23 protein-coding genes and 1 pseudogene are annotated in these 26940 nt (G+C 63.1%); 13 read left to right on the forward strand and 11 right to left on the reverse strand.

The window, feature by feature from the left end:
* Positions 1-1901 precede the first annotated feature (1901 nt).
* From E3T40_RS01210 to E3T40_RS01235, 6 genes are all read right to left on the reverse strand, one after another.
* Positions 1902-2858: an ATP-grasp domain-containing protein gene (locus E3T40_RS01210; RefSeq protein WP_134542448.1), complete on the reverse strand. Its 957-nt coding sequence runs from the start codon at positions 2856-2858 to the stop codon at positions 1902-1904.
* Positions 2859-2909: 51 nt separating this feature from the next.
* Complete coding sequence (locus E3T40_RS01215) at positions 2910-4229, reverse strand: PLP-dependent aminotransferase family protein (protein WP_134542449.1); 1320 nt, start codon at positions 4227-4229, stop codon at positions 2910-2912.
* A 118-nt stretch (positions 4230-4347) separates the two neighbouring features.
* Positions 4348-4671, reverse strand: a complete 324-nt coding sequence (gene trxA, locus E3T40_RS01220; RefSeq protein ID WP_104100656.1) for a thioredoxin — start codon at positions 4669-4671, stop codon at positions 4348-4350.
* A 42-nt stretch (positions 4672-4713) separates the two neighbouring features.
* A complete protein-coding gene (gene trxB, locus E3T40_RS01225; RefSeq protein WP_104194729.1) occupies positions 4714-5676 on the reverse strand; it encodes a thioredoxin-disulfide reductase in 963 nt (320 codons plus the stop codon).
* Between the two features lie 101 nt (positions 5677-5777).
* Complete coding sequence (gene murJ / locus E3T40_RS01230; protein ID WP_370287845.1) at positions 5778-7397, reverse strand: murein biosynthesis integral membrane protein MurJ; 1620 nt, start codon at positions 7395-7397, stop codon at positions 5778-5780.
* The gene (locus E3T40_RS01235; protein WP_134542450.1) at positions 7390-9783 is read right to left on the reverse strand and encodes a DUF6049 family protein; all 2394 of its coding nucleotides are present in this window, start codon (positions 9781-9783) and stop codon (positions 7390-7392) included. Before E3T40_RS01235 ends, murJ begins: the two co-directional genes overlap by 8 nt.
* An 81-nt stretch (positions 9784-9864) precedes the next feature.
* On the opposite strand from E3T40_RS01235, the gene E3T40_RS01240 reads away from it, so the two are divergent.
* From E3T40_RS01240 to E3T40_RS01285, 10 genes and pseudogenes are all read left to right on the forward strand, one after another.
* Positions 9865-11295: a CCA tRNA nucleotidyltransferase gene (locus E3T40_RS01240; RefSeq protein ID WP_134542451.1), complete on the forward strand. Its 1431-nt coding sequence runs from the start codon at positions 9865-9867 to the stop codon at positions 11293-11295.
* Positions 11296-11521: 226 nt separating this feature from the next.
* Entirely contained in the window at positions 11522-12526 is a 1005-nt protein-coding gene (locus E3T40_RS01245) for a hypothetical protein (protein WP_134542452.1), read from the forward strand.
* A gap of 268 nt (positions 12527-12794) precedes the next feature.
* Positions 12795-13163, forward strand: a pseudogene (rpsF, locus tag E3T40_RS01250) (30S ribosomal protein S6); the annotation flags it as partial.
* Between the two features lie 195 nt (positions 13164-13358).
* Entirely contained in the window at positions 13359-13862 is a 504-nt protein-coding gene (locus E3T40_RS01255; RefSeq protein WP_104100662.1) for a single-stranded DNA-binding protein, read from the forward strand.
* Positions 13863-13918: 56 nt separating this feature from the next.
* Positions 13919-14182 (forward strand): 30S ribosomal protein S18, encoded by a 264-nt coding sequence (rpsR, locus tag E3T40_RS01260; RefSeq protein ID WP_035835236.1) that lies wholly within the window; start codon positions 13919-13921, stop codon positions 14180-14182.
* 8 nt (positions 14183-14190) lie between these two features.
* The gene (gene rplI, locus E3T40_RS01265; RefSeq protein WP_104100663.1) at positions 14191-14640 is read left to right on the forward strand and encodes a 50S ribosomal protein L9; all 450 of its coding nucleotides are present in this window, start codon (positions 14191-14193) and stop codon (positions 14638-14640) included.
* 443 nt (positions 14641-15083) lie between these two features.
* The gene (gene dnaB, locus E3T40_RS01270; RefSeq protein ID WP_104100664.1) at positions 15084-16475 is read left to right on the forward strand and encodes a replicative DNA helicase; all 1392 of its coding nucleotides are present in this window, start codon (positions 15084-15086) and stop codon (positions 16473-16475) included.
* Positions 16476-16774: 299 nt separating this feature from the next.
* Complete coding sequence (locus E3T40_RS01275; protein ID WP_104170902.1) at positions 16775-17146, forward strand: hypothetical protein; 372 nt, start codon at positions 16775-16777, stop codon at positions 17144-17146.
* Complete coding sequence (locus tag E3T40_RS01280; RefSeq protein ID WP_104170901.1) at positions 17139-17465, forward strand: ATP-dependent DNA ligase; 327 nt, start codon at positions 17139-17141, stop codon at positions 17463-17465. The genes E3T40_RS01275 and E3T40_RS01280 overlap by 8 nt, the downstream gene beginning before the upstream one ends.
* 249 nt (positions 17466-17714) lie before the next feature.
* Positions 17715-19799, forward strand: a complete 2085-nt coding sequence (locus tag E3T40_RS01285; protein ID WP_104170900.1) for a fructose-specific PTS transporter subunit EIIC — start codon at positions 17715-17717, stop codon at positions 19797-19799.
* 202 nt (positions 19800-20001) lie between these two features.
* Here E3T40_RS01285 and E3T40_RS01290 read toward each other — a convergent pair whose 3' ends face one another.
* The 4 genes from E3T40_RS01290 to E3T40_RS01305 all read right to left on the reverse strand — a co-directional run bounded on the left by E3T40_RS01290 (position 20002) and on the right by E3T40_RS01305 (position 24025).
* Entirely contained in the window at positions 20002-20688 is a 687-nt protein-coding gene (locus E3T40_RS01290) for a hypothetical protein (protein ID WP_134542453.1), read from the reverse strand.
* A gap of 841 nt (positions 20689-21529) precedes the next feature.
* Positions 21530-22051 (reverse strand): recombinase family protein, encoded by a 522-nt coding sequence (locus E3T40_RS01295; protein ID WP_194088381.1) that lies wholly within the window; start codon positions 22049-22051, stop codon positions 21530-21532.
* Between the two features lie 322 nt (positions 22052-22373).
* Positions 22374-23372: an acyltransferase family protein gene (locus tag E3T40_RS01300; protein WP_104194736.1), complete on the reverse strand. Its 999-nt coding sequence runs from the start codon at positions 23370-23372 to the stop codon at positions 22374-22376.
* A gap of 218 nt (positions 23373-23590) precedes the next feature.
* Positions 23591-24025: a YkvA family protein gene (locus tag E3T40_RS01305; protein ID WP_174843624.1), complete on the reverse strand. Its 435-nt coding sequence runs from the start codon at positions 24023-24025 to the stop codon at positions 23591-23593.
* Between the two features lie 396 nt (positions 24026-24421).
* Here E3T40_RS01305 and E3T40_RS17455 point away from each other — a divergent pair, with 396 nt between their 5' ends.
* The 3 genes from E3T40_RS17455 (at position 24422) to E3T40_RS01320 (ending at position 26119) form a co-directional block, all read left to right on the forward strand.
* Complete coding sequence (locus tag E3T40_RS17455) at positions 24422-24496, forward strand: hypothetical protein (RefSeq protein ID WP_338145491.1); 75 nt, start codon at positions 24422-24424, stop codon at positions 24494-24496.
* A gap of 90 nt (positions 24497-24586) precedes the next feature.
* Positions 24587-25633, forward strand: a complete 1047-nt coding sequence (locus E3T40_RS01315) for a glycosyltransferase (protein WP_134542455.1) — start codon at positions 24587-24589, stop codon at positions 25631-25633.
* A 75-nt stretch (positions 25634-25708) separates the two neighbouring features.
* The gene (locus E3T40_RS01320; RefSeq protein WP_104170894.1) at positions 25709-26119 is read left to right on the forward strand and encodes an ester cyclase; all 411 of its coding nucleotides are present in this window, start codon (positions 25709-25711) and stop codon (positions 26117-26119) included.
* Between the two features lie 271 nt (positions 26120-26390).
* On the opposite strand, the gene E3T40_RS01325 is transcribed toward E3T40_RS01320, so the two are convergent.
* Positions 26391-26837 (reverse strand): hypothetical protein, encoded by a 447-nt coding sequence (locus E3T40_RS01325; protein ID WP_134542456.1) that lies wholly within the window; start codon positions 26835-26837, stop codon positions 26391-26393.
* Positions 26838-26940: the final 103 nt, after the last annotated feature.

A 26940-nucleotide genomic window follows, 5' to 3' on the forward strand; every position in this document is an offset into this window, starting at 1 on the left:
CGGTGTTCGAGCCTGTCCAGACTCTGTCCCCTCACCCTTTCCGGTGGTGGAGCCTGTCGAGACCCGAGGCCCGAGACCCGACACCTTGGCTGCATGTCCATCCAGATACGCTGGTCCTCCCGCTTAAACGGGCCTGCGATTCGTCAAACCGACCTCCGGTCATCGCTAGCTGAGTCTCCGGGACGATCAAATCAGTCATGAACTACACATTAGACGTCATCAGGAAGCAACCTAAGCGCTCAGGTGGCAGAACAGGAATCCGCATTACGGCCCTTATGAGGCCTAAATTCTGCGTATCAGAGATCGTGCACTCGAGAAGCGCACTGACCAGCCCACCCCGGATTCACGGTTTGAGTCACGGCGCTCATTTTGAGTGAGCAGCCGGCATCCGCCGTCAGAGTCTGGCCTGCAGAGAATGGAGCGATCCAGTGTGCACAGGTTGCGACAGGCTCGATCACCGCCGCCCCCGTCCCGTTCCGGTGGTCAAGCGTGGCGAGACTGGTTCCCGTCGATCCGTTTCGGTGGTCGAGTTCGTCACGTGCCGGGCCCCTCGGGTCCTTCCGCGTGACCGAGCATGACGCGGGCCAACCTGGTGAATCATGAGTGTTTCGCGGGTGAGGTCAATCAATGGAGCCACCCTCGGCCCCCGTCAACTGATGACTTGTTCCCCACGGCTCGTGGGTTTTGGCCCCGCCGTTTGTGAAACACGACGGGGAGTCGCCCCGCGCGCTGCGCGAACCCACCAGGACCTGGGTGAGGCCGTATCGGCATCCCTTCGTCCCTGATCGACATTGCCGAAATCCAACCGTGTCGAGTGCAAGAACCGCGACAGGCGGACCCAAGGATACGACGTCCAGACCGGGCGGGTCGCCATGCGAACGGGTTCCAGGGCACTGCGTGGGCGAAGAATATTGTCTCCCCGTCCCGACATGGTCATGTTTCACGTGAAACACACTCCGGGTTCGGATCTGGTCCCTAAAAGTTCGACACTGGAGCAGTTCCGCAGCGTCGACACCTCCGCGCACCTGTGCCGGTGTCCATTCCGGTCTCGACAGGATCGACCGCCGAAATGTGTGTGTTCGTGAGATCGGGGATCGTCAGCGGATGCATCCGCCCACGGGATGGCATCTGTCACAGTCGCGAGTTCGATCCGCCACCCGCGCCGGCATGCTCTCCGTCGCCTGTCTGGATTGCGCCTAATCCCGGGCACACGGTGCGGAGGAACGGTGAGAATGTCCTGCCTTGCGCGCGGCGTGCCGACTCCGTGGAGGCACGACAGTTCGTCTGCGGTCTGGTCTCATTCCGCCAGCTCGCGTCACGGCCGTCGAATCCGCGAAAGCGCCACACTGCCAAAGGGGTGGGTAGAGGAGAGGGCCAGTCAGTCCGAGCTTGTTCGCCCGTGGTTGTTCTCGGGCCGGTTCGTACGTGGAGACTCGGTGGTTTGGCGTCTACTGAGGTCAGCGAGTGGATGTGTCGTGGGCGTTTCACGTGAAACGTTGGATCCCGCAGATCACGGTCGGTGAGCGGACGGTGCCGAGTGTGGCCGGGGCTGTCCCTCGCGAGAGCATCGTCGATCAAGTAATGCTTCTCGACGCAGAGGAGCGACACCGGGCGTCGGGTGCGTGTCTACTCGTCAGCATCTCCGGCGGTGTAGTGTAAGAGTCTGCGACCTAACTTCCAGGTGCTCTCAACGACGTCGGTCCCGTCCGGGCATTCGGGCAGGTACGGGGGCATGGCGTCCATGCCGGCAGGGCGGGCGGTGTGGGAGCGGGGTGGGTGCTCGACAACCTCAACCAGCGTGAGGGGGCGCCTGGTCGGCGCGGTCTCGATGAGCACGTCCACCGACGGACTCGAGTGGCGACAGAACCATGTTTCACGTGAAACACGGCCCACGGCGCGGACTACGAGCCGGCGATGGCGGCTCGGGCGAGGGCGTCGTAGACGGCGCCGAGAGACTGACCGGAAGCCTCGATGCACTGGGGCACCAGGGACGTCTCGGTCAGACCCGGAAGCACGTTTGCTTCCAGGAACCAGGGAACGCCATCCGAGTCCACGATCAGGTCGATGCGGGAGATGTGGCGCAGACCGAGCAGTTCGTGGATGGCGACCGCGGTTTGTGCCACCAGTTCCGCAATCTCCGCGCGGATCCGGGCCGGTGTGTAGAACAGCGTCTCACCCGCGTTGTAGCGGGCCTCGAAGCTGTAGACGCCGTCAATGGGCACGATCTCCACGGCGGGCAGTGCAACGGGGCCGTCTCCGATGTCGATGACGGTGACCGCCAGTTCGGTACCCTCGACCTTCTCCTCCACCAGGGCGACCGTGGCGTAGGTGTAGGCGCCGACCATGGCACGCGGCAGTCCGGCGGGGGAGTCGATGATGTTGACCCCCTGGGCCGAGCCACCCTCGGCCGGTTTCACCACGAGCGGCGTGGGCAGGGCCGTCAGGAGGTGCTCGAGGACGCTGGCGGCACCGAGATCCCGGAACGTCTCGGTGGACAGGGCGATTGCGTCGGGGGTGGCGTAGCCGGCCCGGCGCACGAGCTCCTTGGCGATCGGCTTCGACCAGGCCAGACGGGCCGGCCCAGCTAGCGAGCCCACGTGCGGTATCCCGGTGGTCTCCAGCAGGGCCAGGAGTGCACCGTCCTCACCGGTGGCGCCGTGCACGACCGGCCAGATCACATCGGGTTTCCGGATGGTCAGATCGGCGAGCAGGCCGGCCTGCGGGTCCAGAACGGTGACGGTGTGGCCCAAGCTCGTCAGTGCATCCGCGACCCGGCGACCCGAGCGTAGTGAGATGTCCCGCTCGTGCGAGATACCGCCCGCGAGAACAACGATGTCAAGTGGCAAAAAATCGCTCATGGTCAGGGTTTTTTCCTTGCTTTGGCTGGTGTGGATACCGACGGAGACGATCTACGAAATGTCGGGGGGCGGGGAGTTGAAGCGGCCTTCTGCGCGAAACGGGTTCAGGGAACCGGTGCCGGCGAAGGTCTCGAGCAGGTCGAGCTCATCACGGAGGACGGATGCGAGGCGACGGATTCCGACCCGGATGTGATCCGGCGTCGGGTAGCAGAACGAGAGGCGCATGTTGCGCCGCCCGTCGCCGTCGGCGAAGAAGGCGGTGCCGGGCGTGTACGCCACGAGTTCCTTGACCGCCCGCGGCAGCATGGCCTTGGAGTCCAGTCCCTCTGGAAGAGTGACCCAGACGTAGAACCCTCCGTTCGGATTGGTCCAGGTGAGGCCGGGCAGGTACTCTTCCAGGGCGTCCAGCAGTGCGTTCTTGCGCTCGTGGTAGACCCCGCGGAAGGTGTTGATCTGGCCCTTCCAATCGGACGTCGCCAGGTACTCGGAAATCACCAGCTGGCTGAACGAGCTGGGGGAGAGCACCGCGGCCTCGTTGGCAAGCACCAGCTTCTCCCGGATGGCGTGCGGGGCCAGCGCCCAACCGACCCGGAAACCCGGGGCGAGGGTCTTGGAAAACGTGCCTAGGTAGACGACTCCGTCCTCTTCGAGCGAGCGCATCGCATCCGGTGCCGGCTGGTCGAAGTAGAGCAGTCCGTAGGGGTTGTCTTCCAACACCAGGATGTCGTCCGCCCGGGCGATCTCGAGGATCTCGAGGCGACGGGCCCAGCTGAGGGTCACTCCGGCCGGGTTGTGGAAGTTCGGGATCGTATACAGGAACTTGATGGTCTTGCCGGCGGCCTTGAGGCGCTGGATGTGCTGGCGGAGCGCTTCAGGGATCAGGCCGTGCTCGTCCATGGGCACGTGTTCTACCTCGGCCTGATACGACTTGAAGATAACCATGGCCGTGACGTAGCTGGGGCCCTCCGAGAGCACCACGTCGCCCGGGTCGAGAAAAAGTTTACTGACCAATTCGAGGGCATGCTGCGACCCCGTTGTCACGACGACATCGTCGGCGTGCGCACGGATGCCTTCAAGCCCCATCACCTCGAGTATCTGCTCCCTCAGAACGGGAACGCCCTGACCAGAGCCGTATTGGAGAGCGACGGGGCCCTGCTGGCGCATGACCCGGTCCATGGCGTTGATAACCAGGTCGGGCGGTAGGGCGGCCACGAAGGGCATGCCGCCGGCCAGTGAGACGACCTCGGGGCGGGAGGCCACCGCGAAGAGAGCCCTGACCTCGGAGGCGCGCAACCCCGCGGCTCGCTCGGCGTAGTGGTGGTACCACGGGTCGAGGTTGTTGCCGGTCTGGGGGGAGCGCTTCGCTGTCACGTCACTTCCGATCTGGTGAGGTTTCAATCGTATGCGGTCGGTACCATCCGGCCCGAATCCCAAAAAACCCGCCCGGCGTGAGCCGGACGGGTCAGGGCCTCGGTAGAGGCAGGGACGGTTAGGCCAGGTAGGCGGCCAAATCCTTCTCAAGGGCGACCTTCGGCTTGGCGCCGATGACGGTCTTGACGACCTCGCCCTTCTGGAACACCTTCATCGCCGGGATGGAGGTGATCTGGTACTTGGCGGCCAGCGCCGGGAAGTCGTCGACGTTCAGCTTGACGATGTCGAGCTTGTCAGCGTTCTCGCTGGCAATCTGGTCGAGGATCGGGCTGACGGCGCGACACGGGCCACACCATTCCGCCCAGAAGTCCACCAGAACGGTTTTTTCGTTGTTGATGACTTCCTGGTCGAAGGTGACGTCGGTGACGGCGCGTGCAGACATGTGGTTACTCCTTGATTGAGGGTTATGTGACTTCGGTGAGGGTTACGCGAGTGCGGGTTCGCCGGCGCTGGCCAGCAGGTTCTCGGGAAGCGAGGCCAGATAGTGCTCCGCGTCGAGTGCGGCGACGGTTCCGGATGCCGCTGCGGTCACCGCCTGGCGATAGGTCGGGTCGATCACGTCCCCGGCGGCGAAAACACCGGTCTGGCTGGTTTTCGAGCTGCGACCGGCGACGGCGATGGTGCCCTCCGCGGTCAAATCGAGCTTGGTGTGCACGAGGTGCGTGCGCGGGTCGTTGCCGATGGCCACGAAGATTCCGCCGAGGGGGAGCAAGGTTTCATCACCCGAGACGGTGTTGCGCAGGACCAAGCCGTCGACGGCATCCGTGCCGGTGATGCCGACGACCTGGGAATTCCAGAGGAATTCAATCTTGGGGTTGGCGAACGCACGCTCCTGCATGATTTTGGAGGCCCGCAGGGTGTCCTTGCGGTGCACGACGTAGACCTTGCTGGCGAAGCGGGTGAGGAAGGTGGCCTCTTCCATCGCGGAATCGCCGCCTCCGATCACGGCGATCGTCTTCTCCTTGAAGAAGAAGCCGTCGCAGGTGGCGCACCAAGACACGCCGCGGCCGGACAGGCGCTCTTCGTCGTCCAGGCCCAGCTTGCGGTAGGCGGAACCCGTGGCATAAATCACGGCGAGGGCTTCGTGCTTCTCGCCGCTGCCCAGCGTGATGGTCTTGGTGTCGCCGGAAAGCTCGAGCTCGCTGACGTCGTCATAGACGACCTCGGTGCCGAACCGCTCGGCCTGCTCCTGCATCTTGGACATCAGTTCCGGTCCCTGGATGCCGTCGGGGAAGCCCGGGTAGTTCTCCACCTCGGTTGTGTTCATCAGTTCGCCGCCGGCCTCGACCGAACTGGCGATCAGAAGCGGCTTCAGGTTCGCCCGGGCGGCATAGATCGCGGCCGTGAAACCGGCCGGTCCGGAGCCGATGATGATGATCTGACGCACGCGTAGACTCCTTCAGATTATGGGGGCAGCGATCTCGATTGCCTCGCTTCCGGATACAACACATCCTAATCGGATGCTATTCCACGCCGGCTGGGGACCGGTCAACGACGACGGATGCGGTCGATCACCGGGTCGATGAAGCCGCGCAGCTCAGCGGTGCGCATGAGCAGCAGCAGGCCGAAGTAGACGCCTGACATGGCGAGGCCGATGACGATCATGGTGAGAACGGCCTGGAGCGTCCCGGACAGGGCGAATCCAGCCTCCTGGGTGCCGCCAAGCACGAGCAGGAGGAGAACGCCGGCCGTGATCGCGGGCACGGCGGCGACGAAGTACTCCACGAGGCTGCGCAGGATGCGCCGCCCGTCGATGCCGCCGAGGCGCCCACGGAGCAGCCCTGCCGCCAGCAGGGCCTGCGCAATGCCGGACACGGTGACCGTGAGTGCGACGCCCGCGGCGATCCAGGCGCTGGGCAGGAGCGAGCAGGCAAGGACGCCGATGATGACCAGCGTCACCTGGAACAGGGTGAAGTAGAACGGCGTACGGGTGTCGCCGAGCGCGTAGAAGGTGCGTTGTACGACGAACAGGACGCAGAACGCAACGAGGCCGAGCACGTAGGCGACGATGACGTTGCCGATGCTCTGCACCTGTTCGTAGGGGGCGACGAAGACCCGGGCGAACGGGTAGGCGCAGACCGCGATGACGGCGGAGGCGAGCACGATGATCAGGGTGGTGCCGCGGATGGCGGAGGAGGCATCCCTTCTGACCAGGGCCAGCTTGCCCACCGAGGCGTGCTCGCTCATCCGGGTGAAGTAGGCGGTGGTGACTGAGACGGTGATCACCGAATGCGGGAGCATGAAGATGAGCCAGGCCGTGTTGAGTGCGGCCACCGAGGCGTCGGAGTCGCCGGCGAGGGTGACCACCCGGGTTTCGACGACGCCGGCCAGGGTGGTCAGCAGGAGCATCCCGAAGGTCCAGCTCGCCATCCGGCCGGCCACGCCGAGTCCGACGCCGCGGAAGCGGAAGTCGGGGCGGAAGCGCAGACCGATGCGGTGCCAGAAATAGAACAGCACGACGGCCTGCAGCACGACGCCGAGCGTGGCGCTCCCGGCGAGGACGGCGATCATCGCGGGCGTGAACTCGGTGGCCAGCCGGGTCCCGTTCGGGTCGGCTCCGTAGAGCGCCGAGAAGGTGAGCAGGCCCGCGATGGCCACGACGTTGTTGAGCACGGGAACCCAGGTGAACGGGCCGAAGGACTTGCGGGCGTTCAGAACCTCTCCGAGGACCGTATACAGGCCGTAGAAAAAGATTTGTGGCAGGCACCAGAAGGCGAACGCCGTGGCGAGGGCCAGCGATTCCGGCTTCATGTTGGACCCGTAGAGCAGGGTCAACAGCGGAGCAAGCGCGGTGGCTGCGATGGTGGTCGCGGCGAGGATGACCAGGGCCAGCGTGAGGAGTTTGTTGATGTACGCCGTGCCACCGTCGGCGTGCAGGCTGGCGCGCACGATCTGCGGCACCAGGACGGCCGTCAGCACCCCACCGGCCACGATGACGTAGACCGTGTTCGGAAGCTGATTCGCCACGGCGAAGGCGTTGGTGCTCTGACCGACCTGGCCGATCACCCCCGCCAGCACAATCAGCTTCACGAAGCCGAGGATGCGAGAAACAATGGTTCCGGAGGCGAGGAACGCGCTCGCCCGGCCGATGCTGTCGGTCTTAGGCACGGGGCTCCGTCGGGGCATCGGCCGCGCTGGCGGGGGTCAGCGGGCCGGGCGCAGCGCCGGCGGCCCCGGATTCGGGATCTTCTTCTGGGGGTGCTTCGGCTTCAGGGACTGTGGCCGGTTCTGCCTCTGGCTCAGGGGCGTCCGCAGTCTCAGTTTCGGCACGTTCCCGTCGGCGTCGCAGAATGTTGCGCCACACCCCGAACCCGAAGAACAGCACCACGAACGCGGCGAACAGGAGGGATCCGAGGCCTTCCCAGTCCGCGCGCACGTTGATCGGGATGAGGGCGGGCTGCGAGATGACCGTTCCCGCCGGAGTGAGCAGGGTCACGCGCAGGGTGACGGCGCCGTTTCCCACTGCGGCCGTCACCGGGATGGTCACGGTGCGGGCGGATTGGGCTTCGATGGTGGACTCCACCGCCTCGCCGACCAGGAGGCGCCCGTTGGAGGGAACGACCTGCACCATCACCGTCACGGCCTGGCTCAGGGCGTTGTCCAGGGTCACCGGAATGTCGACCTGGCTGCCGACCACGTTGATGGGGCCCTTGGTCGCGACCGTGATGGAGCCCACAAGCGCCGAGGAGTTCGCGAGGCTGGTGCCGACGGCATCCGCCCAACTGGCCTCCTGGGATGCCCAGGAATTGGATAACAGAGCCATCAGGTCCAGGCGCTGCGTGCCTGTGACGATCGCCGGGTCGGACAGTACGGAGGAAAAGTCGGTGACCGTCTTCTCGGCCTCGAAGAGCTCGGCGGCCAGGGCCACGCGATCCTCCGGCTCGGCCTGGCTGTCAAACTCGACCTCTTCGGATGGGACGGATGCCCGCACCTCCGGCAGGGTGGACGGCGCGTACCACCGCAACCCGGCCAGCGCGTCGATGGTCTCGGTGAGTCGGTCCGCGCTGGGCGGCCACCCGCGGTCGAAAGTGGCCAGGAGGGTGCGCGCGGTTCCGGGGCGCTCGGCCGAGACGACCGCCAGCTGCGAGCTGACCTGGGACATGGCTTCGCGCCACGCGTCATCCGTTGTCGCGGCCGCGGCGGTGCGCAGGGCGGCGGCCAGCGAATCATCGACGACCAGACCCAAACCGTGGCCGGTGCCGAGATCAAGGGATGCATTCGGGGTGAAGTCGCCGGCGGCCCCGGATGCGTTCGATCCGCCCAAAATGGTTGTGTTGAGGCCACTGGCCGCGAAAACGTCCAGGTCTGCACTCGCAACGTCACCCTCGGCCGGCCAGCCGATGTCAGTGGCGCTATATTCCCAAGCAAGCAACTCTTCCGTGGTGGGTGGTGTGCCATCGCTGGGGGGTGCGGGCTGGTCCGTTGACGGCGCCGGTGTCTCGGTGCCAGGCGGGAGGGCAGGGTCGGAGTTCGGCGTCGCGGGCTGGTCCGTCGCGGCGAACAAGGCAGGGTCGATCGCCTGGTCGAACGTGGTGGGCGTCAGCAGCGGCCCGGCGCCGGCTTGAGCCTGCAGGGCAAGGTCGGCATCAGCATAGCTGAGCGGGAATATATCGTTCGGAGCCTCGTCCAGCCGGTTCAGCCACGCGATTGCGCTGGGCGGTGCCGCCGAACCGAGGATTCGGATGGAAACAATGATCAGCGGGTCGATGGCAATGGTGACCGGGCGGCCGACGACGCCGTCGAGCTGACGGCTCAGAACACCGGTCGGCGCCGTAAACGTTTCCAGTGCCTTTGACGTAATCAGGCCCGTCGACTGCGCGGGGACGGTGATCGGCATGATCACCGACATGTTGACGGGGGTGACCTCTTCGTCGGAATACCAGACGAAGGTGCCTCGGCCCTCTGCCCGCACCCTGTCATCTGTACTCAGGGTGGCGGCAATGCCGCGGGCACCCCATGCGTTGCCGCTGGTGAGGCCCACGGAGCCGGCCGCCACGGTCAAGGTGAAGATCTCGGTGCTGTCCGGCTGAATGGACGCCATCGTGGGCTCGCTCAACATGAGATCGCCGGGTTTGCTGTTCTTCTCCGGATCCAGCCAGCTGTTGAGGGCGTTGCGGTTGATCAGTGCCCGTTCCGCGAGGAAGAGGTCGATGGTGCCCGGTGAGATGGTGTCAAGGGTCGCGTTCTCGACGGTGACAGTGACCGTGAGGTCCTGGCCGGCCTGGAGGGGCGCCAGTGTCGCGGGCGCCACGCTCAGGTTCACCGCATTGGCCGTTACGGCGGTGGGGGTCTTCGCTGTCGGGGCCGCTGGGGCAGATGCAGATGTGATTTCAGACGCGGTTGCGGATGCGGGCAGACCGGCGGAGGCGACCGGCAGAACCCCGGCCAGCAGGCCGATCAGAACGGCGCCGATCGGCCTCTTCGTGCGTGACCAGAGGCCGCGCATCGCTCCGGGGAGCGCGGGCCGACGCTTGAGAACAGACTCGGCCACCATGTAGGGGATTCTACGGCTTCGACGCGGGGGTAACGCCGCACCGGGGCAGCCGGCGTAGCTCCAGCAACTAGCATGGGGGTCATGCAAAGCGTTGCGACAGCTCTCAAGCGGCTGGGCGACCTGGCTGCTACCCCGACCGTTTCCCGATTGGCGACCGCGTTCCAGACGGCTGGACACGAACTGGCCCTCGTCGGCGGACCGGTCCGCGACGCCTTCCTCGACCGGCCGTTAAACGACCTCGATTTCACGACGGATGCCACGCCGGACCAAATCCTGCACCTCGTGAAACCAATCTCGGATGCCCACTGGGATATCGGCCGCGCCTTCGGAACGATCGGCGCCCAAATCGCCGGCGAAAAGGTGGAGATCACGACCTACCGGTCGGACAGCTACGACGGCCAGACGCGCAAGCCCGAGGTGGTTTTCGGCCACCGCCTGGAGGACGACCTGCTACGCCGCGATTTCACGGTGAATGCACTGGCTCTGCGCCTTCCGGGGCTGACTCTGGTCGACCCCGCGAACGGCATCGACGACCTCCTGGCCGGCGTTCTGCGCACGCCGATTTCCCCGGAGATCTCGTTCGGCGACGACCCGCTGCGCATGATGCGGGCGGCCCGGTTCGCCGCCCAGCTCGGATTCGCCCTCCACGCCGACACCGCGGAAGCGATGGAAGCGATGGCGGACCGCATCCGTAATATCTCGGCCGAACGCATCGGCGACGAGCTCTCGAAGCTGCTGTGTGCGGACAACCCGCGTGCCGGGCTCGAGCTGCTGGTGGACTCCGGGCTCTGCAGCCGGGTGCTGCCGGAGATCCCCGCCCTGCGCCTCGAAGTCGACGAGCACCACCACCACAAGGATGTCTACCAGCACACCCTGACGGTGCTGGACCAGGCCATCGGCTACGAGGAGTCCCGCGGCAGCTTCGACGGCCCCGACCTGATTGTGCGCCTGGCGGCGCTGCTGCACGACATCGGCAAGCCCGCGACCCGCAAGCTCGAGCCGGGCGGCGTGGTCAGTTTCCACCACCACGACCTGGTCGGCGCGAAGCTGGCGAAGAAGCGGCTACGGGCCCTCCGTTTCGACAACGACACGACCGCCGCCGTGGCACGCCTGATCGAACTGCACCTGCGTTTTTTCGGCTACACCGAGGGTGCCTGGACGGACTCCGCGGTGCGGCGCTACGTGCGGGACGCCGGCGACCAGCTCGAACGACTGCACATCTTGACCCGTGCGGACGTCACCACCCGTAACCGCCGCAAGGCGGACCGGCTCGGCTTCGCCTACGACGACCTGGAACAGCGCATCGAGGAGCTGAACGAACAGGAAGAGATGGCGGCGGTGCGCCCCGATCTCGACGGTGAGCAGATCATGGCCGTCCTCGGAGTGGGTCCGGGCCGTGACGTCGGCGAGGCCTACCGGTACCTGCTCGAGCAGCGGCTGGATGACGGGCCGCTCGGCGAAGACGAGGCCACCCGCCGCCTGATCGCCTGGTGGGCCGAGCGCGCACAGTAGGCCCTCCCGGCGCCTTCCGGGGCCGTCCATTCGCCGACTCTCGCCGTTTGTGCCGAGAGTCGCCGCGCGGGTGATGACTCTCGGCACAAACGGCGAGAGTCGAGACCCGGTGGCACTTCGCGAGCGGATGTGTGACTATCCCTCCACAGGACCTCCGCCGCCGATCTTGGCCACAGGAGCCGCCCTTGCGATCGGAGCCAATAGGCCGCACCACCAGCATGGCGCTATGAATCCCAACTCCCCGCATGACTGGCGGCCACTGTATCTCGGTCGTGACGCTCGGTTTCTCGGCAGCGATGGGCGTCCTGTTCAACGGCTGGTCGGGTCCGGTCAAGCCGTTCGCCTACGACGTGGCGTTGCCGTTGACGCGACCGGCTGGGACATCATCAGCGATCGTGATCGGTACTTCTTGCGTATGCGCGCCGTGGAGGCCACCAGAAAGTCCCAGCCCGTCTACTCTTATGAATCGGCTGCTGTTTTGTGGGGACTGCCCATCGTCGGCACATGGCCCGACGAGGTCCACCTCATGGCGGCCGGTAAAACCGGCGTGCATTCGAAGAACGGGGTCACCTGGCATCACGACCGATTGCCCGACGAAGACGTCGTGGAGATCGAAGGGATGCTGGTCACGGGTCTGCTGCGTACGCTGATCGATGTTGCACGAACGGCAGGATTCCTGTCGGCAGTCGCCACGCTCGATTACGGAACGAAACCTAAATTCATCCTGCCGAACGGCATGGCTGCGCTCGGGATCGACCGCGACATCCTGCTTGATCGACTCGACTCCGACGGACCAACCCGTGGGGCACGAGCCGCTCGGATCGCCATTGTCTTCTGCGACAGTCGATCCGGTTCGGTGGGCGAGTCCCTCAGCCGGGGACAGATTCACCTGTGCGGATTCCCGCCCCCCGAATTGCAGGTGTCCTTCGTGCACGAGGACGGGCAGGAAGACATCACGGACTTCCGGTGGGTTCAGAAACAGGAGAACCGCACACTTCGCCTCCTCGGCGAATTTGACGGCAAAGTCAAGTACACGCGGGACGCCTTCATGAACGGGCGTACCAGTGAAGAAGTCGTGTGGTCAGAAAAGCTTCGCGAAGACCGGCTTCGCGGGACGGGGCACGGAATGGCGCGCTGGATCTGGGCGGTAGCGCTGCGCCGGGAGAGCCTGAAACGGCTCCTGCTCGCCGCCGGACTGCGTCCCGAACCAGGGAAATACCCCAACAGGTGAAGCGACCGTCGCCGTTCGTGCCCAGAATCTCCGATAGAACGGCGATGGTCGGCACAGTTGGCGATTCTCGCGACAGCGGTGACGGACTCGGCGGCGACGAGGGCGCCAAACGGGTGAACGGGCGGAGGCGGTGGCGGAGGGCCGCCGTTTCCGGTAGCCTTGGCAGGTTGTCTGTGTGCCGGATTCCCGGCCTCCGCTTACAACACATGCACAACCCTCCTGTTGCAGAGATTCTGCAGCCGTTTAGTCCGAAGGAGGTGGGTTAGTCATGCATCAGTACGAGTTGATGGTTATCCTCGATCCCGAGATCGATGAGCGCACCGTAGCTCCCAGCCTTGACAAGTTCCTCAACGTTGTTCGCAACGATGGTGGAACCATTGACAAGGTTGACGTTTGGGGTCGCCGCCGTCTCGCTTACGAGATCAACAAGAAGTCCGAAGGCATCTACGCCGTTGTCGACTTCACCGCCAACGCTTCTGCCACGGCCGAGCTCGACCGCCAGCTGAAGCTGTCGGAAGCCGTCATGCGCACCAAAGTGCTTCGCGCAGAAGAAGGCATTGCCCAGGTCGCCGTCGCGAGCAAGCTCGCCGCCGAGAAGGCCGCCCGCAAGGCAGCCAACCCGAAGGTAATCGCTGCGAAGGCTGAAGCCGCTGCTGCCGCCCCGACCGCCAAGGTCGCCGCGTCCGTGAAGCCCGCATCGGCAGCTGCTGCCGCCGCGGTCAAGGCTGCTCCGGCCAAGGTCGAAGCCCCGGTTGTCGACGCTCCTGCCACGGCAGAAGCTGTTGCTCCCGCGCCGGCCGCGTCCGCCGACAAGGCAAGCGACAAGTAGCCCGTGGCCGGCGAGACCGTAATTACCGTGGTGGGCAACCTGACCAGCGATCCGGAGCTGCGGTACACGCAGAACGGGCTGGCGGTTGCCAACTTCACCATCGCATCCACTCCGCGCAATTTCGATCGCGCGACCAGTGAGTGGAAAGATGGCGAGTCGCTCTTCCTGCGCGCGAGCGTTTGGCGTGAATTCGCCGAGCACGTAGCTGGTTCACTGACCAAGGGTACCCGTGTCATCGCTTCCGGGCGTCTCAAGCAGCGTTCGTATGAGACGAAGGAAGGCGAGAAGCGAACGAGCATGGAGCTCGAGATCGATGAAATCGGTCCTTCGCTGAAATACGCCACCGCTCAGCTCACTCGCGCGCAGTCATCGTCTTCTCCTCGAGGCGGTGGCTCACCTGCCGTTGCCTCGAACGACGAGCCCTGGGCTGCCAGCGCCCCCGCCGCGAACACCGGTGGAGATGTCTGGAACACTCCGGGAAACTTCAGCGACGAGACACCCTTCTAAGCCGAGCCTTACAGGCTGTTGGCTGAAAAACACTTCTTTGAGAAAGTAAGGAAATCATGGCTGGAAAGTCGAGCGGCGACCGCCGCAAGCCGCTCCGCGGTGCTAAGGGTGGCAAGAATGCCGCTCCCGCGAAGTCGATCCGGGTTGGTGTCATCGATTACAAAGATGTCCCCACCCTCCGCAAGTTCATCTCCGAGCGTGGAAAGATCCGCGCCCGTCGTATCACCGGTGTTTCCGTTCAGGAGCAGCGTCTTATCGCCCGCGCCGTCAAGAACGCTCGCGAAATGGCGCTGCTGCCCTACGCCGGTTCAGGCAGGTAGGACACCTCATGTCAAAAATCATTCTGACGCACGAGGTCTCCGGCCTCGGTGCACCCGGTGACATCGTCGAGGTCAAGAACGGGTACGCCCGCAACTACCTCTACCCGCAGGGATTTGCTGTTTCCTGGACTCGCGGTGGCGAGAAGCAGATTCAGCAGATCAAGGCCGCTCGCGTAGCCCGCGAGCACGCCACCCTCGAAGAGGCGCAGGCTCTCAAGGCTGCACTCGAGAACGCCAAGGTCAAGCTGGTCGTCAAGGCCGGCGAAGGCGGACGCCTTTTCGGCTCCGTCAAGACCACGGATGTTGCGGATGCAGTTGCCGCAGCGGGTCTCGGTGCCCTCGACAGGCGCAAAATCGAGCTCAGCCCGATCAAGATGACGGGTGAACACCAGGCAACGGTTCGTCTTCGTGACGAACTGAGTGCGACCATCACACTGCTGGTGGTAGCTGCCAAGTAAGCTCTACAGCTTTACACCCGTGTGGCGGTGGGTTCCGAAAGGAACCCACTGCCACACCTGTTTAAGCGATGCCACACACCCAATCGGGGGTGATTTTAGTCCCAGAACATGAGGCGCTGTACACAGGTTTTCTCACACCTCGACAAGATTCAACACGTACTTTAGACAGGTTTTCAACACGACACTGTGAATAGAATTAATGCCTGATCAAACTGTATTTATGTGATGAAAAACTTAAGTTGTCCACAGTTGATTCCACAGCTTGTGCACAAGACACGCGGCGTTTCGCCCAGATTGTCCACAGGCTTATCCACAGGGCGGTTTGTTCTCTGCCGAGCCGGGTCCGTATGGTGGGCACGCGGCCGCAATCGAGGTGTGCACAGTGCCCGGCAGCGATGTCGGTGGGCCCTGATAGAACTGCACCACGAGTAAAGGAGGCACGAGTGTCGATCTCTCACTTGGGTCTGGCGGACAAGCGCGGGGCAGACTCACGCGGCGGACTGGAAGCCCGGCACACCGAGCGCACGCTCCCGCACGATCTCCTGGCCGAGCAGAGCGCGCTCGGCGGCATGATGCTGAGCAAGGATGCCGTCGCCGACGTCGTCGAGACCGTGCGCGCCGCAGACTTTTACATCCCCAAGCACGAGATCATCTTCGACGCGATTCTGTCGCTCTACGCGCAGGGCGAGCCGACCGACGTTATCGCCGTCACCGACGAGCTCACCAAGCTCGGCGAGCTGTCCCGGGCCGGCGGCGCGGACTACCTGCACACGCTCACGAGCCTCGTGCCGACCGCGGCCAACGCCGGTTTCTACTCTTCGATCGTCGCCGAACGCGCTCTCCTCCGGCGCCTCGTCGAGGTCGGCACCCGCATCGCCCAGATGGGTTACTCCGGTGAGGGCGAGGTGCTGGATCTGGTCAATACCGCCCAGGCCGAGGTCTATGCCGTCACGGGTGGCAGCGAAACCGAAGACTATGTGCCGCTGACCGACGCGGTCACAGCCGCGATCGAGGAGATCGAGGCTGCCAAGCTCAAAGACGGTCAGATGACCGGTGTTCCCACCGGCTTCGCCGATATGGACGAGCTCACCAACGGCTTCCATCCCGGCCAGCTGATCATCGTGGCGGCGCGTCCGGCGCTGGGTAAGTCCACGCTCGCCCTCGACTTCGCCCGGGCAGCCTCCATCAAGCACGACATGCCCAGCATTTTCTTCTCCCTGGAAATGGGCCGCAGCGAAATCGCGATGCGTCTGCTCGCGGCCGAAGCATCCGTACCCTTGCAGAGCATGCGCAAGGGCGCCGTCGACGCGCGCGACTGGACCACCATTGCCGCCACCCGCGGTCGCATCAACGACGCCCCGCTCTACATCGACGACAGCCCCAACATGACCCTGGTCGAGATCCGGGCCAAGTGCCGCCGGCTGAAGCAACGGGTCGGCCTCAAGATGGTCATCATCGACTACCTGCAGCTGATGACGTCGGGCAAGAAAGTCGAGTCGCGCCAGCAGGAGGTCAGTGAGTTCTCCCGCGCGCTCAAGTTGATGGCCAAGGAGCTACAGGTTCCCGTTATTGCCCTCTCCCAGCTCAACCGTGGTCCCGAACAGCGCGCGGACAAGATGCCGGCCATCTCAGACCTGCGCGAGTCCGGTTCGCTCGAGCAGGACGCCGACATGGTCATCCTGCTGCACCGCGAGAGCGCGTACGAGAAGGACAATCCGCGCGCCGGCGAGGCGGACCTGATCGTCGCCAAGCACCGTAACGGCCCCACGCGCACCGTCACGGTCGCGTTCCACGGCCACTACTCCCGCTTCGCCGATATGGTGCCGGGCGCCTGACACCCTGTAGGTTCCTGATCTACATGTCATAATCCTGATCTTGTTGTCCATCGCTTGTCAGTGATGACAGCTAGCAATCCTCGAAAGTCGAAACAGCTTGGCGTGACTCGCCCACCGCGTCAGTCAGTAGCGGCCCTGCGGATGGACTGGAGCGCCGCACGGCTCCAACCTTCACTCGCGGGGATCGCCAGGGCCCGTCGGCGTCGGGGCAGCCTTTCGCGAGGCCAGCCTTCTCCCGCTGGCCTGCGCCGGTGGACCATCGGCGTGCGCGGGGCACAACAATCAGCTAGCATCACCGCATGAAGCGCATAACATATATCGGCGGCTCCATTGTCACGAGCAACAGCATCACAACAACGCTTCTCGACTACGTCACCTCAGTGGCCGATAGCGACAATAGTGTGGCTGTGGATGTCACCGTGCTCGACGAGAACGACGAGACATCCGTGCACACGCTAATTCTCAGCCCAACCAGTCAATTCGACGTCGTCGATGTCGACGTCGAAGGGATGACGGAGGAAGATGAGGCGACGCGTTTCCCGTTACCTGAAATGCCGATGATCGGTATTACCGGCACCGTCGAAACCACAGGCGACGCTGGTCGGACGGCCAAGGACTTTAACCTTGTCGCTAACGAAATCGACAACGGACTTGGGAGCATTCATGGGTAAATTTATCTACGGGACTCCGTCGATCACCGTCGACTTCGACGACCGGGTGCTCGCTCACCTCAAGATCGTCATTTTGTCCAAGGTACGCAGAGGGGAAAGTTTCACGTTTTCGTGGGAATACTCGGCGGCATCAGGACACGGTCACAGCACCATTTGGATCCACCCAACGATTCCGCTTCAATTCGACTTTTTCGGCAATAAGGAACCTCTCCTAAACCGTGCTTGGGTCGAGGAATTGGTGCGTCTGTCAAACACACCAGGCGGCCTGCGGGTAACGCCGGAACCGGCCGAGTTGGAGACGCCCGCACGCGATCGATAATCGCCTGACTACTCCACCCTGGCCCCCGGCGTGAAGCCTGCCAGCGGGGTCAGGGCCAATGGATGCGCGACGTCGTGTCGATGGCCCGGATTACGACGGACGCACTCGCCCTCAGGGGCTCCATCAGGTCAAAGGGCTAAGGCACGCACCCACTTTCGGGGCAGTGATAAACTTAGCTAAACTTATGAACTTGGGCTGTGGTGTCCGCGGAAGTTCCGGTCGGCCTCGCCCCGGAAGGACTATTTAGCCATGTCCCAACCTCTCTTCGAAGCGAGCACGGTGCCACCGAGACTCCTGATTCTCGGGATCACCGCCTGCCCCACCGGCATAGCGCACACCTACATGGCGGCCGAGAAGCTCGAGAGCGCAGCGGCTGAGTTGGGCTACGAGATGAAGGTCGAGACGCACGGCTCGGTCGGCGTCGAAGGCACCTTCAGCCAGGACGACATCGACCGTTCGGACGCAATCGTGATCGCGGCCGACACCAAGATCGATGCCTCGCGCTTCGCGGGCAAGCGGATCGTCTCCGTCGGGGTCGCCGACGGCATTCACCGCCCCGCCGCCCTGATCCGGGACGCCCTCGCCGCCGAGCCGTCCACCGTCGGCGACAGTTCCAGCCGGGACGCCACGCCCTCGAGCAGCGGCAAGGCCGACTTCGGAAGCACCCTGTACCGCGCACTGATGAACGGCGTGTCGTACATGATCCCGTTCGTTGTGGTCGGCGGGCTCCTGATCGCCATCTCGCTCTCCTTCGGCGGCGAGGCGACCCCGAATGGGCTCGTCATCCCGGAGGGCAGTTTCTGGCTGACGCTCAACCAGATCGGCGGACTCGGTTTCACCCTGATGGTGCCGATCCTCTCTGGCTTCATCGCCTACGCCATCGCCGACCGGCCCGGGCTCGCACCGGGCATGATCTGTGGCTGGATCGCCACGACCGGGGCCTTCTACAATTCCGAATCAGGCGCCGGCTTTATTGGCGGCATCATCACCGGTTTCCTGGTCGGCTTCGTCGCCCTCGGCATCAAGAAAATCCCCGTGCACCGCTTTATCAAGCCGATCATGCCGATCCTCGTGATCCCCGTGCTCACCACCGTGATCGTCGGCGGCGCCTTCGTGCTCGCCCTCGGCCAGCCGATCAGCTGGGTCTTCTCCAGCATGACCACGTTCCTCACCGGCCTGCAGGGTGGCAGCGCGATCGTGCTTGGCCTGATTCTCGGCGCCATGGTCGCCTTCGACATGGGCGGCCCGATCAACAAGACCGCATTCCTCTTTGGTGGAGCATTGATCGCGGAGGGGAACTCAGCCCCGATGGGCATGGTCGCCGCCGCGATCGCCGTCCCGCCGCTCGGGATGGGCTTGGCCACCCTGATCCGCGGCCGCTACTTTTCCAAACCAGAGCGTGAAGCCGGCATCGCCGCACTGTTCTTGGGATTCTTCGGCATCACCGAGGGCGCGATTCCGCTCGCCGCGGCCAAGCCGCTGCAGGTCATCCCGGCGAACATGATCGGTGGCGCCATGGCCGGAGGCATTGCCGCCCTGTTCGGGGTCACCAACTCCGTACCGCACGGTGGCCCAATCGTCGCCGTCTTCGGTGCGGTCTCCGGGGTGCCGATGTACTTCGCGGCCTTGATCACCGGCGCCGTCGTCACCGCCCTCGTTTCGGTGCTGCTGCTCGGCATTTCCGCGCGCAAGTCGACCCGCCACGCTGCAGCGACGGGTGCGGCCACGGGCACCGCCGCCGGGGCTTCCGGTCCTGTCCCCGCGCCCACGGGCCCATCGGACGCGGATGCCGGCACGGTCGGCTCGGTAGCGTCCGAGTCCGAATCGTCGCCTATGCCCCCGGCGAAGAAGACGGTGCTCGACTATATCGACGAACGCACGATCGTGCTCGACGTCGACGAGACCGACCGGGATGCGATGATCAGCACCCTCGCCGGCCTGATGAGCAAGACCGGCCGCGTCACCGACGAGACCCTGGTGACCCAGGCCGCCCTCGCCCGCGAGAAGCACGGCACGACGGGCATCGGCGACGGCATCGCGATCCCCCACGCAAAGTCGGACGGTGTAACCGCCCCGGTACTCGCCTTCGCCCGCAGCACGCAAGGCATCGACTGGAACTCAGCCGACGGCTCCAAGGCCACGCTGATCTTCATGATCGCCGTCCCGGAGGCGGAGGCCGGAACCGAGCACCTGAAGGTACTCGCCCAGCTATCCCGCGCCCTGATAAAGCCCACCTTCCGCGACGCCCTCCAGGCCGCCACGACCCCCGCGCACGTACTCGAGGCGCTGGCCCTGCAAGTCGGCGCGAAGACGGTCGCACCCGACGCGTTCTAGGAGCCTGCCGATGGTACGCATCGGCAATCCGAGCGCTTAGTCTCCAGCAGACCAGAAACGCCGCGGCTTCGGGTCGAAAACTCAACGATTTCGGCCTGCCAGGTTGGGTGTCACGAAGGAACGTCTAGCGGGGCACTGGCTGATGTTTTCGTTTACCGAATTTGTTATCGGGAACCGCGACTGATTCAGGTCGCTGCGTCGGTCAGGCGATGCTCGTATAGCGGGAGCAGGCATCGAGCACCTTGTTGGCATCATGAGTTCCTGCGCGATTGAGGCCTTGCGGACCGAAAATCGGAAACGGTAGATCTAGCCGGCGCCCATCGACAGTCTGAAAAATGCGGAGGGCCAGAACCGCGACGCTGATATTTCCTATTTCGACCGTGTGTCGGCCGGGATGGGCGTAATCAATGTCGTTCCAGGGCAGGGCCATTCGAGGGACATCGGTTCGTCCGCGGCCCCAAAGCTCGATTCCTTTCGGTCCGAGCGTGACCACGAAGTGCTGGCGCAGTCGCGGTCGGTCGGTCCCAATCGTCTTCAGGGCGTCGATGAGTGCCGGGGTGCGCTGCGTCATGAAGACAAAGGCGTCGGGTCGAACCGCCTTTGCCGCTCGCAACTTGGCGCGCTGGAATACGGCGGTGCCCAAGAAAATCAGGGCGACAAGCACTCCAAGCCCCACCAGCCCGATCCGGCCTGTTTGTTGGAACGACATTCGATCGGCGAACTGGCCATCTGCGCTAACCAACAGGTCGCTGGGGACCACGGCGATGAACCCGATCGCGATGATTGCAAGGCCCCAGATCCCGATCTTCATTGGCAGCGAGGTGGGCACGTCGACGAACCGCACGGCATTGCCGAGCGACGACGCGTTGACTACCGCTCCAGAGGTCATGAGCCGAGCCTACCCATCGGGTGACACGGAGCGGTAGCAACAACGGGGGTCGGAAATCACACGCCGTTAGGGCTGGTGATGCGGTCATGACGCGGCAGCTTTGCTGCTCACCAAGGTGATGAGGGCAGCGGTGAGATTGCGTCCGGTAAGCCTTGAGACACTAGGCACCGCCCAATTCGCCAATTGCAGTCAGATTCATGTGTGGGGTGTCTCGTAACCTCAGTGTGTCGAAACACATGAGATGTAAGACGACTCGAAGCCCGGTAATGCGACATCGAGCTTCACAGGGCGCGGTCATTTATCTCCAAACTCCACAGAACTCGCGTGTGCCGCGAAATACGCGTCGAACTCGCTGATGTCACTTCCAGCTGCGCGGAGGTGATCGCCGTTGGGCCGTTCAGACTCCAGCTCTGACCAAACTAAGCCAGCAAAGTAGGCCACGAAGAAGCTCGCCGCTCCCACCTGCCAGGAATGTCTGGCTATGAATTACGAGGGCACCCGCGCTGTCGCGTCGAAAAGCGCGTCGACCGCTGGCGCGAGCCTTTCAATTTGGCGACGTTTCACCGCGCTCGTGTTTGGGTGATGAGTTATGTATTCGTCGGGAAGCAATGCCGGAGCGAGCATCGCTGCCTTCTGAAATGCGAAGATGACCTCATCGATCTGCTGGCGATCACGGATGAGCCGTGATTTTCTGGCCTCCAATCGGGCTTAGCAAAGTACTCTACGACGAGAGTCGTGATGAGAGCGACGAGCACGGGAACGCCGATTTTGCTAAAGGCGTCGGCTATTTCATTCGGGATCATGGGCAAATCTTTTGCATCAGGTTCGTCGATCTTGCGTTCTACTCGTCTGCACCTGGAGTAGGCTCAGGCCGTCGTGGAGGCAGAATGCGGTACAGGCCCGATTTCGTGATGCCGGTCTTAGAAACAATGTCGGGGATTGTGTGCCCCGCGTTGCGCAGGTGATCAGCGTAGGCGAATTTTGTGGGATCCACGACGCTGGGGCGCCCGATGCGCCGGCCCTTGCTCATCGCAACTGCACGGGCATGGGCGGCACGTTCGAGCGAATAGATGCGCTCCATCTGTCCAAATAAGGCGAGCATGACTACGGCTAGCTGCGACATCGGATCAACCGGATTGGCGGAGTCGACCCGAATCGGATCGGCTAGGTTTCGTACCCCGACGCCACGTTCGCGCAGGTCGTGGATCATGTTTAGCGTGTCTCGAACAGTTCGGCCGAGACGGTCCAGGGTGTGCACCACGATTACATCGCCGTATCGAGCGACTTTGAGAGCCTCCGTTAGCCCCGGTCGGTTTGTCGTCGAGCCTGATTTCTTGTCGACGTAGACCTGATCGGCGGGGATCCCGACGGCGCCGAGCGCGTCGAGCTGCCGGTCGAGGGCTGCTTGGCAGTCGAGACGCGAGCGTAGCCAATATCCACAGCGACCGTACCGGAAGTCGGTTTTGTACGAGAGAAACGAAACACATTTTCGAACCTAACTTTTGGAACGAATTTCCACGGCGTGTCGAAATTCTAAACTCCGCCGTAGGAGGCGTTCCACTTCCAAGGATATGGAACGGTTCGGCTTCGAGGTTTTACGTTCAGTTCGGCACTCGGATTGAAAGTCGTTGCGGCGTCCGCGGCGCAGCGTTCCGAGCTCGCATGTTTACGCCATTCACCTCTGGTCAGTGTGCTGGCTTGAGGCCGGTGATAGCGCGGCTGTGGGGGAGGCGCAGCAACAGCAGTCCCACCGGCCAAGCGATTCCGATCGTGAGCAGGTAGACCACGGGTTTCGGTAGACCCAATGAGTAGAGGCCTGTGATCACCGCAGGGTGGATAAAGAGCACCGTTAATGACGCCTGGGCAAGTTGAGTGACCACTCGCGAGAGCTGGCCAATGCCGTCGACTCGGCTCTTTCGTCTGACACCTTGTTTGGCATCCTCCCCAACAGAATCGCCGCCCAGCAAACCCTCTGTAATGAGAATGAAGCCGAAGGAAAGTGCGACGGCCACCACTATGCTCACGACCGGGGTACCCACATCGAGCCGCTTCAAATCAAGCGGCTGCGACCATCCCAGAACGATGAGGGTAAAGGAAACCGCAAGCAACACGACACCAGTGACAATCGGGTGCCGCACCATGCCCCGGGCCCGCCGCATCGAACGCCCGGCAACGATGAAGACGATGCACGCGAGGGCGAGCCCCAGGCTCAACGGCAGGAATCGTGCAGGATGTCCCGGGATGTACGCCGCCGCGATGAAAAGTATCGCGGCGATGGCCCACTGCCCGGGTAACGGCAACCGTGACACAGGCCAGTAGATGACAGCGGCGAAGAACAACGCTGTCACAAACCACATCGCCCAAAAGGGCCCACCGGTCGCGAACTGGCCGCCCCAGAGAAGGTGCGCGAGCCTGATCGGATCGAAGCCGCCCTCCACACTTTCGGTCCCTAAGGTGACCGTTCCAAGCAGCACGAGCCAGACCGCGTAAGGGATGAGGAGGGACCTGACCCGGTTCCTAACCTCCCGGTTAAACGACCGACCGACCTTCCAGAGATAACCGGAGAGCAAAAAAAAGATCGGTACATGCCAACTGTAAAGAAATGGTCGTGCTGGACCGTCTACCCAGATGTGGCCGGCCACGATTGCGAGCATTGCGAACACGCGCACAGCGTCGAGGGACACGGAGCGGCCCCCGTGGAAGCCAGCACGGACGCGCGCTCCCGTCGATAGGAATTTTTTCTCGTTGGTCCCACCGTCGTCTTGCCCGCTACTACTGATAGATCTTCCTCCCAATATTCACTGGCAAGTCGTCATCGTTCGACCATGGACGAGGACATAGGTAATGTCCAACAAACTGTCCAGCGCAACTATCGGTGCGGATGCATCGTACCTTCGGCGCCTCAAACCCCATGATGATCAGATGCCTCCCATTGGTGCAGGCCAGCTAGTCGCAGTACCGCGGCTAGTCCTTCCGGCGCATTAGGCCAGTGGCGTTTGATCGCGACGCTACCTGCTTGTTGGGTCGCGAACTGCAGCGCGATCGCGACAATAAGGGCGCCGTTAGCATATCCCAGAACCGGGATGAAGTCAGGGATCACATCAATGGGAAATAGAAGGTGAAAGAGAAGAATGTGGAGCCATATTCGCACGCCCATGGACACTGAATGATCGCTCGCGAGCCGCCGAAGGAGATGCGAAGTATCGGGCACGAGCCGCAACAAGTCCTTGAGCGATGCACCTCTTAGGTGACGCGTGGATTCAATCCAGAGGAAAAGCACGAGCGCGAGCCAGAAGAGTGCGAGGCTTCCCAGGGCGCTAGCGCGAACTGCCACCATTCAGTCATCATTCACGCCCCCCGTGACGAAAACCACGAGCGTCTTAGCGTTCGTCGCAGCAAAGTATTCCAACTCCAATCGCATTCCAACCGACTATCACCCACTTCCTCGTCGGCCTTGGCGGTTATTGCTGTGAACCGAGATGGGGTCCACCAGTTGTACCGACTCGAGTGTGTCCCACCCGGTGCTGCTTGGCGTTTGTCGAGCCGACCGCTGGGGAGCCCGCCCTTGACACGGGCGTCGATGGCTCTCTCGGTGAGCGTTGGCTCTCTCACTTTCTTCTCACGGTGGTGTCAATAGCGTCAGTTTTATGACAAAGATGGCAATAACTATCAGGGGCCTGTTGCGGTCCTTCGGTTCCCGGCGGCGTTAGCCGACCTCGCTCTCGAGGTGCCGATGGGAGAAGTATTCGGGTTGCTCGGGCACAACGGGGCGGGCAAGACCACGTCGGACTGGCGTAGCTCGCGATAATCATCACCGCCCACCGGCTCTACCTCGCCTCCCGCCAGTGGCGAACAAGAACGCTCGCCTCGCCCCGGACAGGAAAGGAATGACCCGCTGATGGCCGTTTCGATCGTGATACCCACCTACAATGTGGCACCGAGCATCGCCGAGCTCGCCGCACGGATTAGTGACGCCACAACCAATTACGACGCGGAAATCATCTTCGTCTCTTCGGACGACACACCGCAGGTAATAGTTCACGTCGGCAACACCGCCCGCCTCCCCGTCCGCATCATCCACCGAAGTACACCCACCGGCGGCTTAGCGGGCGCGGTCCTCGAGGGCATTGCCGCCAGCGGCGGGAAGTGGTGCATCGTGATGGACGGCGATCTGCGGCACCCTCCCGAGATGATTCCGATTCTGCTAGCCGCAACCGCTAGCGAACACGAAGATGTGGTTGTCGCCTCCCGGAACCTTGACGACGGTTCATCCGGCGGGCTCGCAGGCGCATCCCGCCATATCGTCTCCACCGCAGCAAACCTCCTGGCACGCGCAATGCTCCCCGTCAGGCTGCAGAACTGCACCGACCCGATGACAGGCTTTTTCGCCGTACGCCGCGCCACCATAGATATAGCAGCGTTGCAGCCACGAGGAGTCAAAATACTGCTCGAGATTCTGGCCCGGAATACGGTCACCGTGGTGGAGGAACCGTTCGTTTTCGACGAACGACAAGCCGGTGTATCCAGAGCCGACTTCCAGCAAGGGGTCCGCTTCGTCACGCAACTTGCCGCACTCCGATTCGGTCACCTTTCCGGCTTCGTCGCCATCGGCGCAGCTGGCGCGGTAACGAACCTGCTCATCATGGCAGGACTGCAGGCTCTCGGCGTGTGGTACATCGCTGCTGCAATCATCTCTGCAGCCGTCACAATCGTCGGCAATTTCCTCCTCCAAGAGCGATTCGACTTCCGAGACCTCCGAGGACCTGCCGCATCCGGATGTATCCGATTTGCCCGATCCTTCGCCTTCAACGGCGTCGAGGCGACGGTTCGCACCGCTGTGCTCTCGGCCGTCGTCGAGACAACGACACTGTCAGGAATTGCGACGCAGGCCGTCCTCATCGGCATCGGATTCATGCTCAAATTCGTTCACGACTCTCAACGTTGAACGTCAACGGCGGTATGGTCACCTCGTGGCACATACAAACCCACCCATGGTAATTTTTAGGAAGAGAGCGAACACATGAGTCAAGAAGTGAATATCGCTGCACAGCAGAAGTTTGGTGACGCCGTGAACAGCGGAGAACTCGACCTTCTCAATGACCTCGTGGCCGAAGACGCAGTCGACAACGACCCGGCCCCTGGCCAGGGCCCGGGACACGCAGGCTACAAAGCGTTCTTCGGCGAGATGATTGCCGCTTTCCCCGACCTGCACATTGAAGTCGAGCGCCTCGTCGCAAACGACACCGACGTCGCATTCGCGTACACTCTCACCGGCACCCACCAGGGCCCTCTCATGGGCCACCCGGCTAGCGGGAAAACGATGTCTGTTCGTGGCATGCAAATCAGCCGGTTCGAGAACGGGAAACTTGTCGAGCGTTGGGGTAGCAGCGACGAACAGGGCATGCTCCAACAACTTGGTCTGGCACCGTAACCTGCGATAACTGGCGTTCCTAATCAGAAGGAGTAGGGCGGAGGACGCTTATTTGACTATGTTTCATGACGCTAGACGGCCTTGATCGCGCACTGGGCACGCAGGCAGAACTGTACTGGTGTGCCTGGGAGCGCCTCCGACCCGTCAACGCTGGCGCGTAGGTAGGGGTGGCTCGTAAATTCGTTGCCGCTACCAACATTGCGCGTATCGTTTTGCCGCGCGTTTTGTTGGTCTTATGAGGACGAGCTGACCTAGCGGATCTTACGGGTAATCAGCTGACGGAGGCTTCTGCGGCGCTGCGAGGTGACGGCTCAGGCAGTGGACACAGCACGATGGATTTTGTTGTACCCGCCAGTTCGTTGAGTGCGGCGGCGTGGCTCCATAGGAAGATCCATATTCTGACCATGGCTGTGTCGGCCGACGACGGCACTGCAAACTTGTACATGCAGATTGCACAGGTTTCGGTGACGGAGGCGTCATACAAGGAGCCGAAGGCGAGTGCGTCACCGGCGGCTACCTGTTCGAGTAGCAAATGGTCGCCGGCACCGTCCCGGGGGAAACGCGGCTTCGTCTCGGCGGTGGTCTTGGTGCGGTCCCGGACGATCGAATGACGAGTGTAGAGAAGGCACTCCCTGGATGTGGTGAGTGAATCCGCTGACAGGGTGGTTACGTCCCCGTGAGTGGTGTGGTTTCCCGCTCTTGAGCGTTGCTTCGTCAATGTAAAGAGCCACCGTGGGATGGTCAGTGAGTACCGACTAAAGCAACTCACAAAGGACACCACACGATGGCTCTAGACCAGTCTGCCCTGCTCGACCTGCTGG

This window comes from Cryobacterium sp. TMT1-19, assembly GCF_004403055.1.
GTDB classification, from domain to species: Bacteria; Actinomycetota; Actinomycetes; order Actinomycetales; family Microbacteriaceae; genus Cryobacterium; species Cryobacterium sandaracinum.

Bases quoted from the DNA above. Each gene is read 5' to 3' on its own strand.
- E3T40_RS01210 (WP_134542448.1), bottom strand. From the start codon at position 2,858: ATGAGCGATTTTTTGCCACTTGACATCGTTGTTCTCGCGGGCGGTATC.
- trxA (WP_104100656.1), bottom strand. From the start codon at position 4,671: ATGTCTGCACGCGCCGTCACCGACGTCACCTTCGACCAGGAAGTCATC.
- E3T40_RS01235 (WP_134542450.1), bottom strand. From the start codon at position 9,783: ATGGTGGCCGAGTCTGTTCTCAAGCGTCGGCCCGCGCTCCCCGGAGCG.
- E3T40_RS01240 (WP_134542451.1), top strand. From the start codon at position 9,865: ATGCAAAGCGTTGCGACAGCTCTCAAGCGGCTGGGCGACCTGGCTGCT.
- E3T40_RS01245 (WP_134542452.1), top strand. From the start codon at position 11,522: ATGAATCCCAACTCCCCGCATGACTGGCGGCCACTGTATCTCGGTCGT.
- rpsR (WP_035835236.1), top strand. From the start codon at position 13,919: ATGGCTGGAAAGTCGAGCGGCGACCGCCGCAAGCCGCTCCGCGGTGCT.
- rplI (WP_104100663.1), top strand. From the start codon at position 14,191: ATGTCAAAAATCATTCTGACGCACGAGGTCTCCGGCCTCGGTGCACCC.
- E3T40_RS01275 (WP_104170902.1), top strand. From the start codon at position 16,775: ATGAAGCGCATAACATATATCGGCGGCTCCATTGTCACGAGCAACAGC.
- E3T40_RS01280 (WP_104170901.1), top strand. From the start codon at position 17,139: ATGGGTAAATTTATCTACGGGACTCCGTCGATCACCGTCGACTTCGAC.
- E3T40_RS01285 (WP_104170900.1), top strand. From the start codon at position 17,715: ATGTCCCAACCTCTCTTCGAAGCGAGCACGGTGCCACCGAGACTCCTG.
- E3T40_RS01290 (WP_134542453.1), bottom strand. From the start codon at position 20,688: ATGACCTCTGGAGCGGTAGTCAACGCGTCGTCGCTCGGCAATGCCGTG.
- E3T40_RS01305 (WP_174843624.1), bottom strand. From the start codon at position 24,025: ATGGTGGCAGTTCGCGCTAGCGCCCTGGGAAGCCTCGCACTCTTCTGG.
- E3T40_RS01315 (WP_134542455.1), top strand. From the start codon at position 24,587: ATGGCCGTTTCGATCGTGATACCCACCTACAATGTGGCACCGAGCATC.
- E3T40_RS01320 (WP_104170894.1), top strand. From the start codon at position 25,709: ATGAGTCAAGAAGTGAATATCGCTGCACAGCAGAAGTTTGGTGACGCC.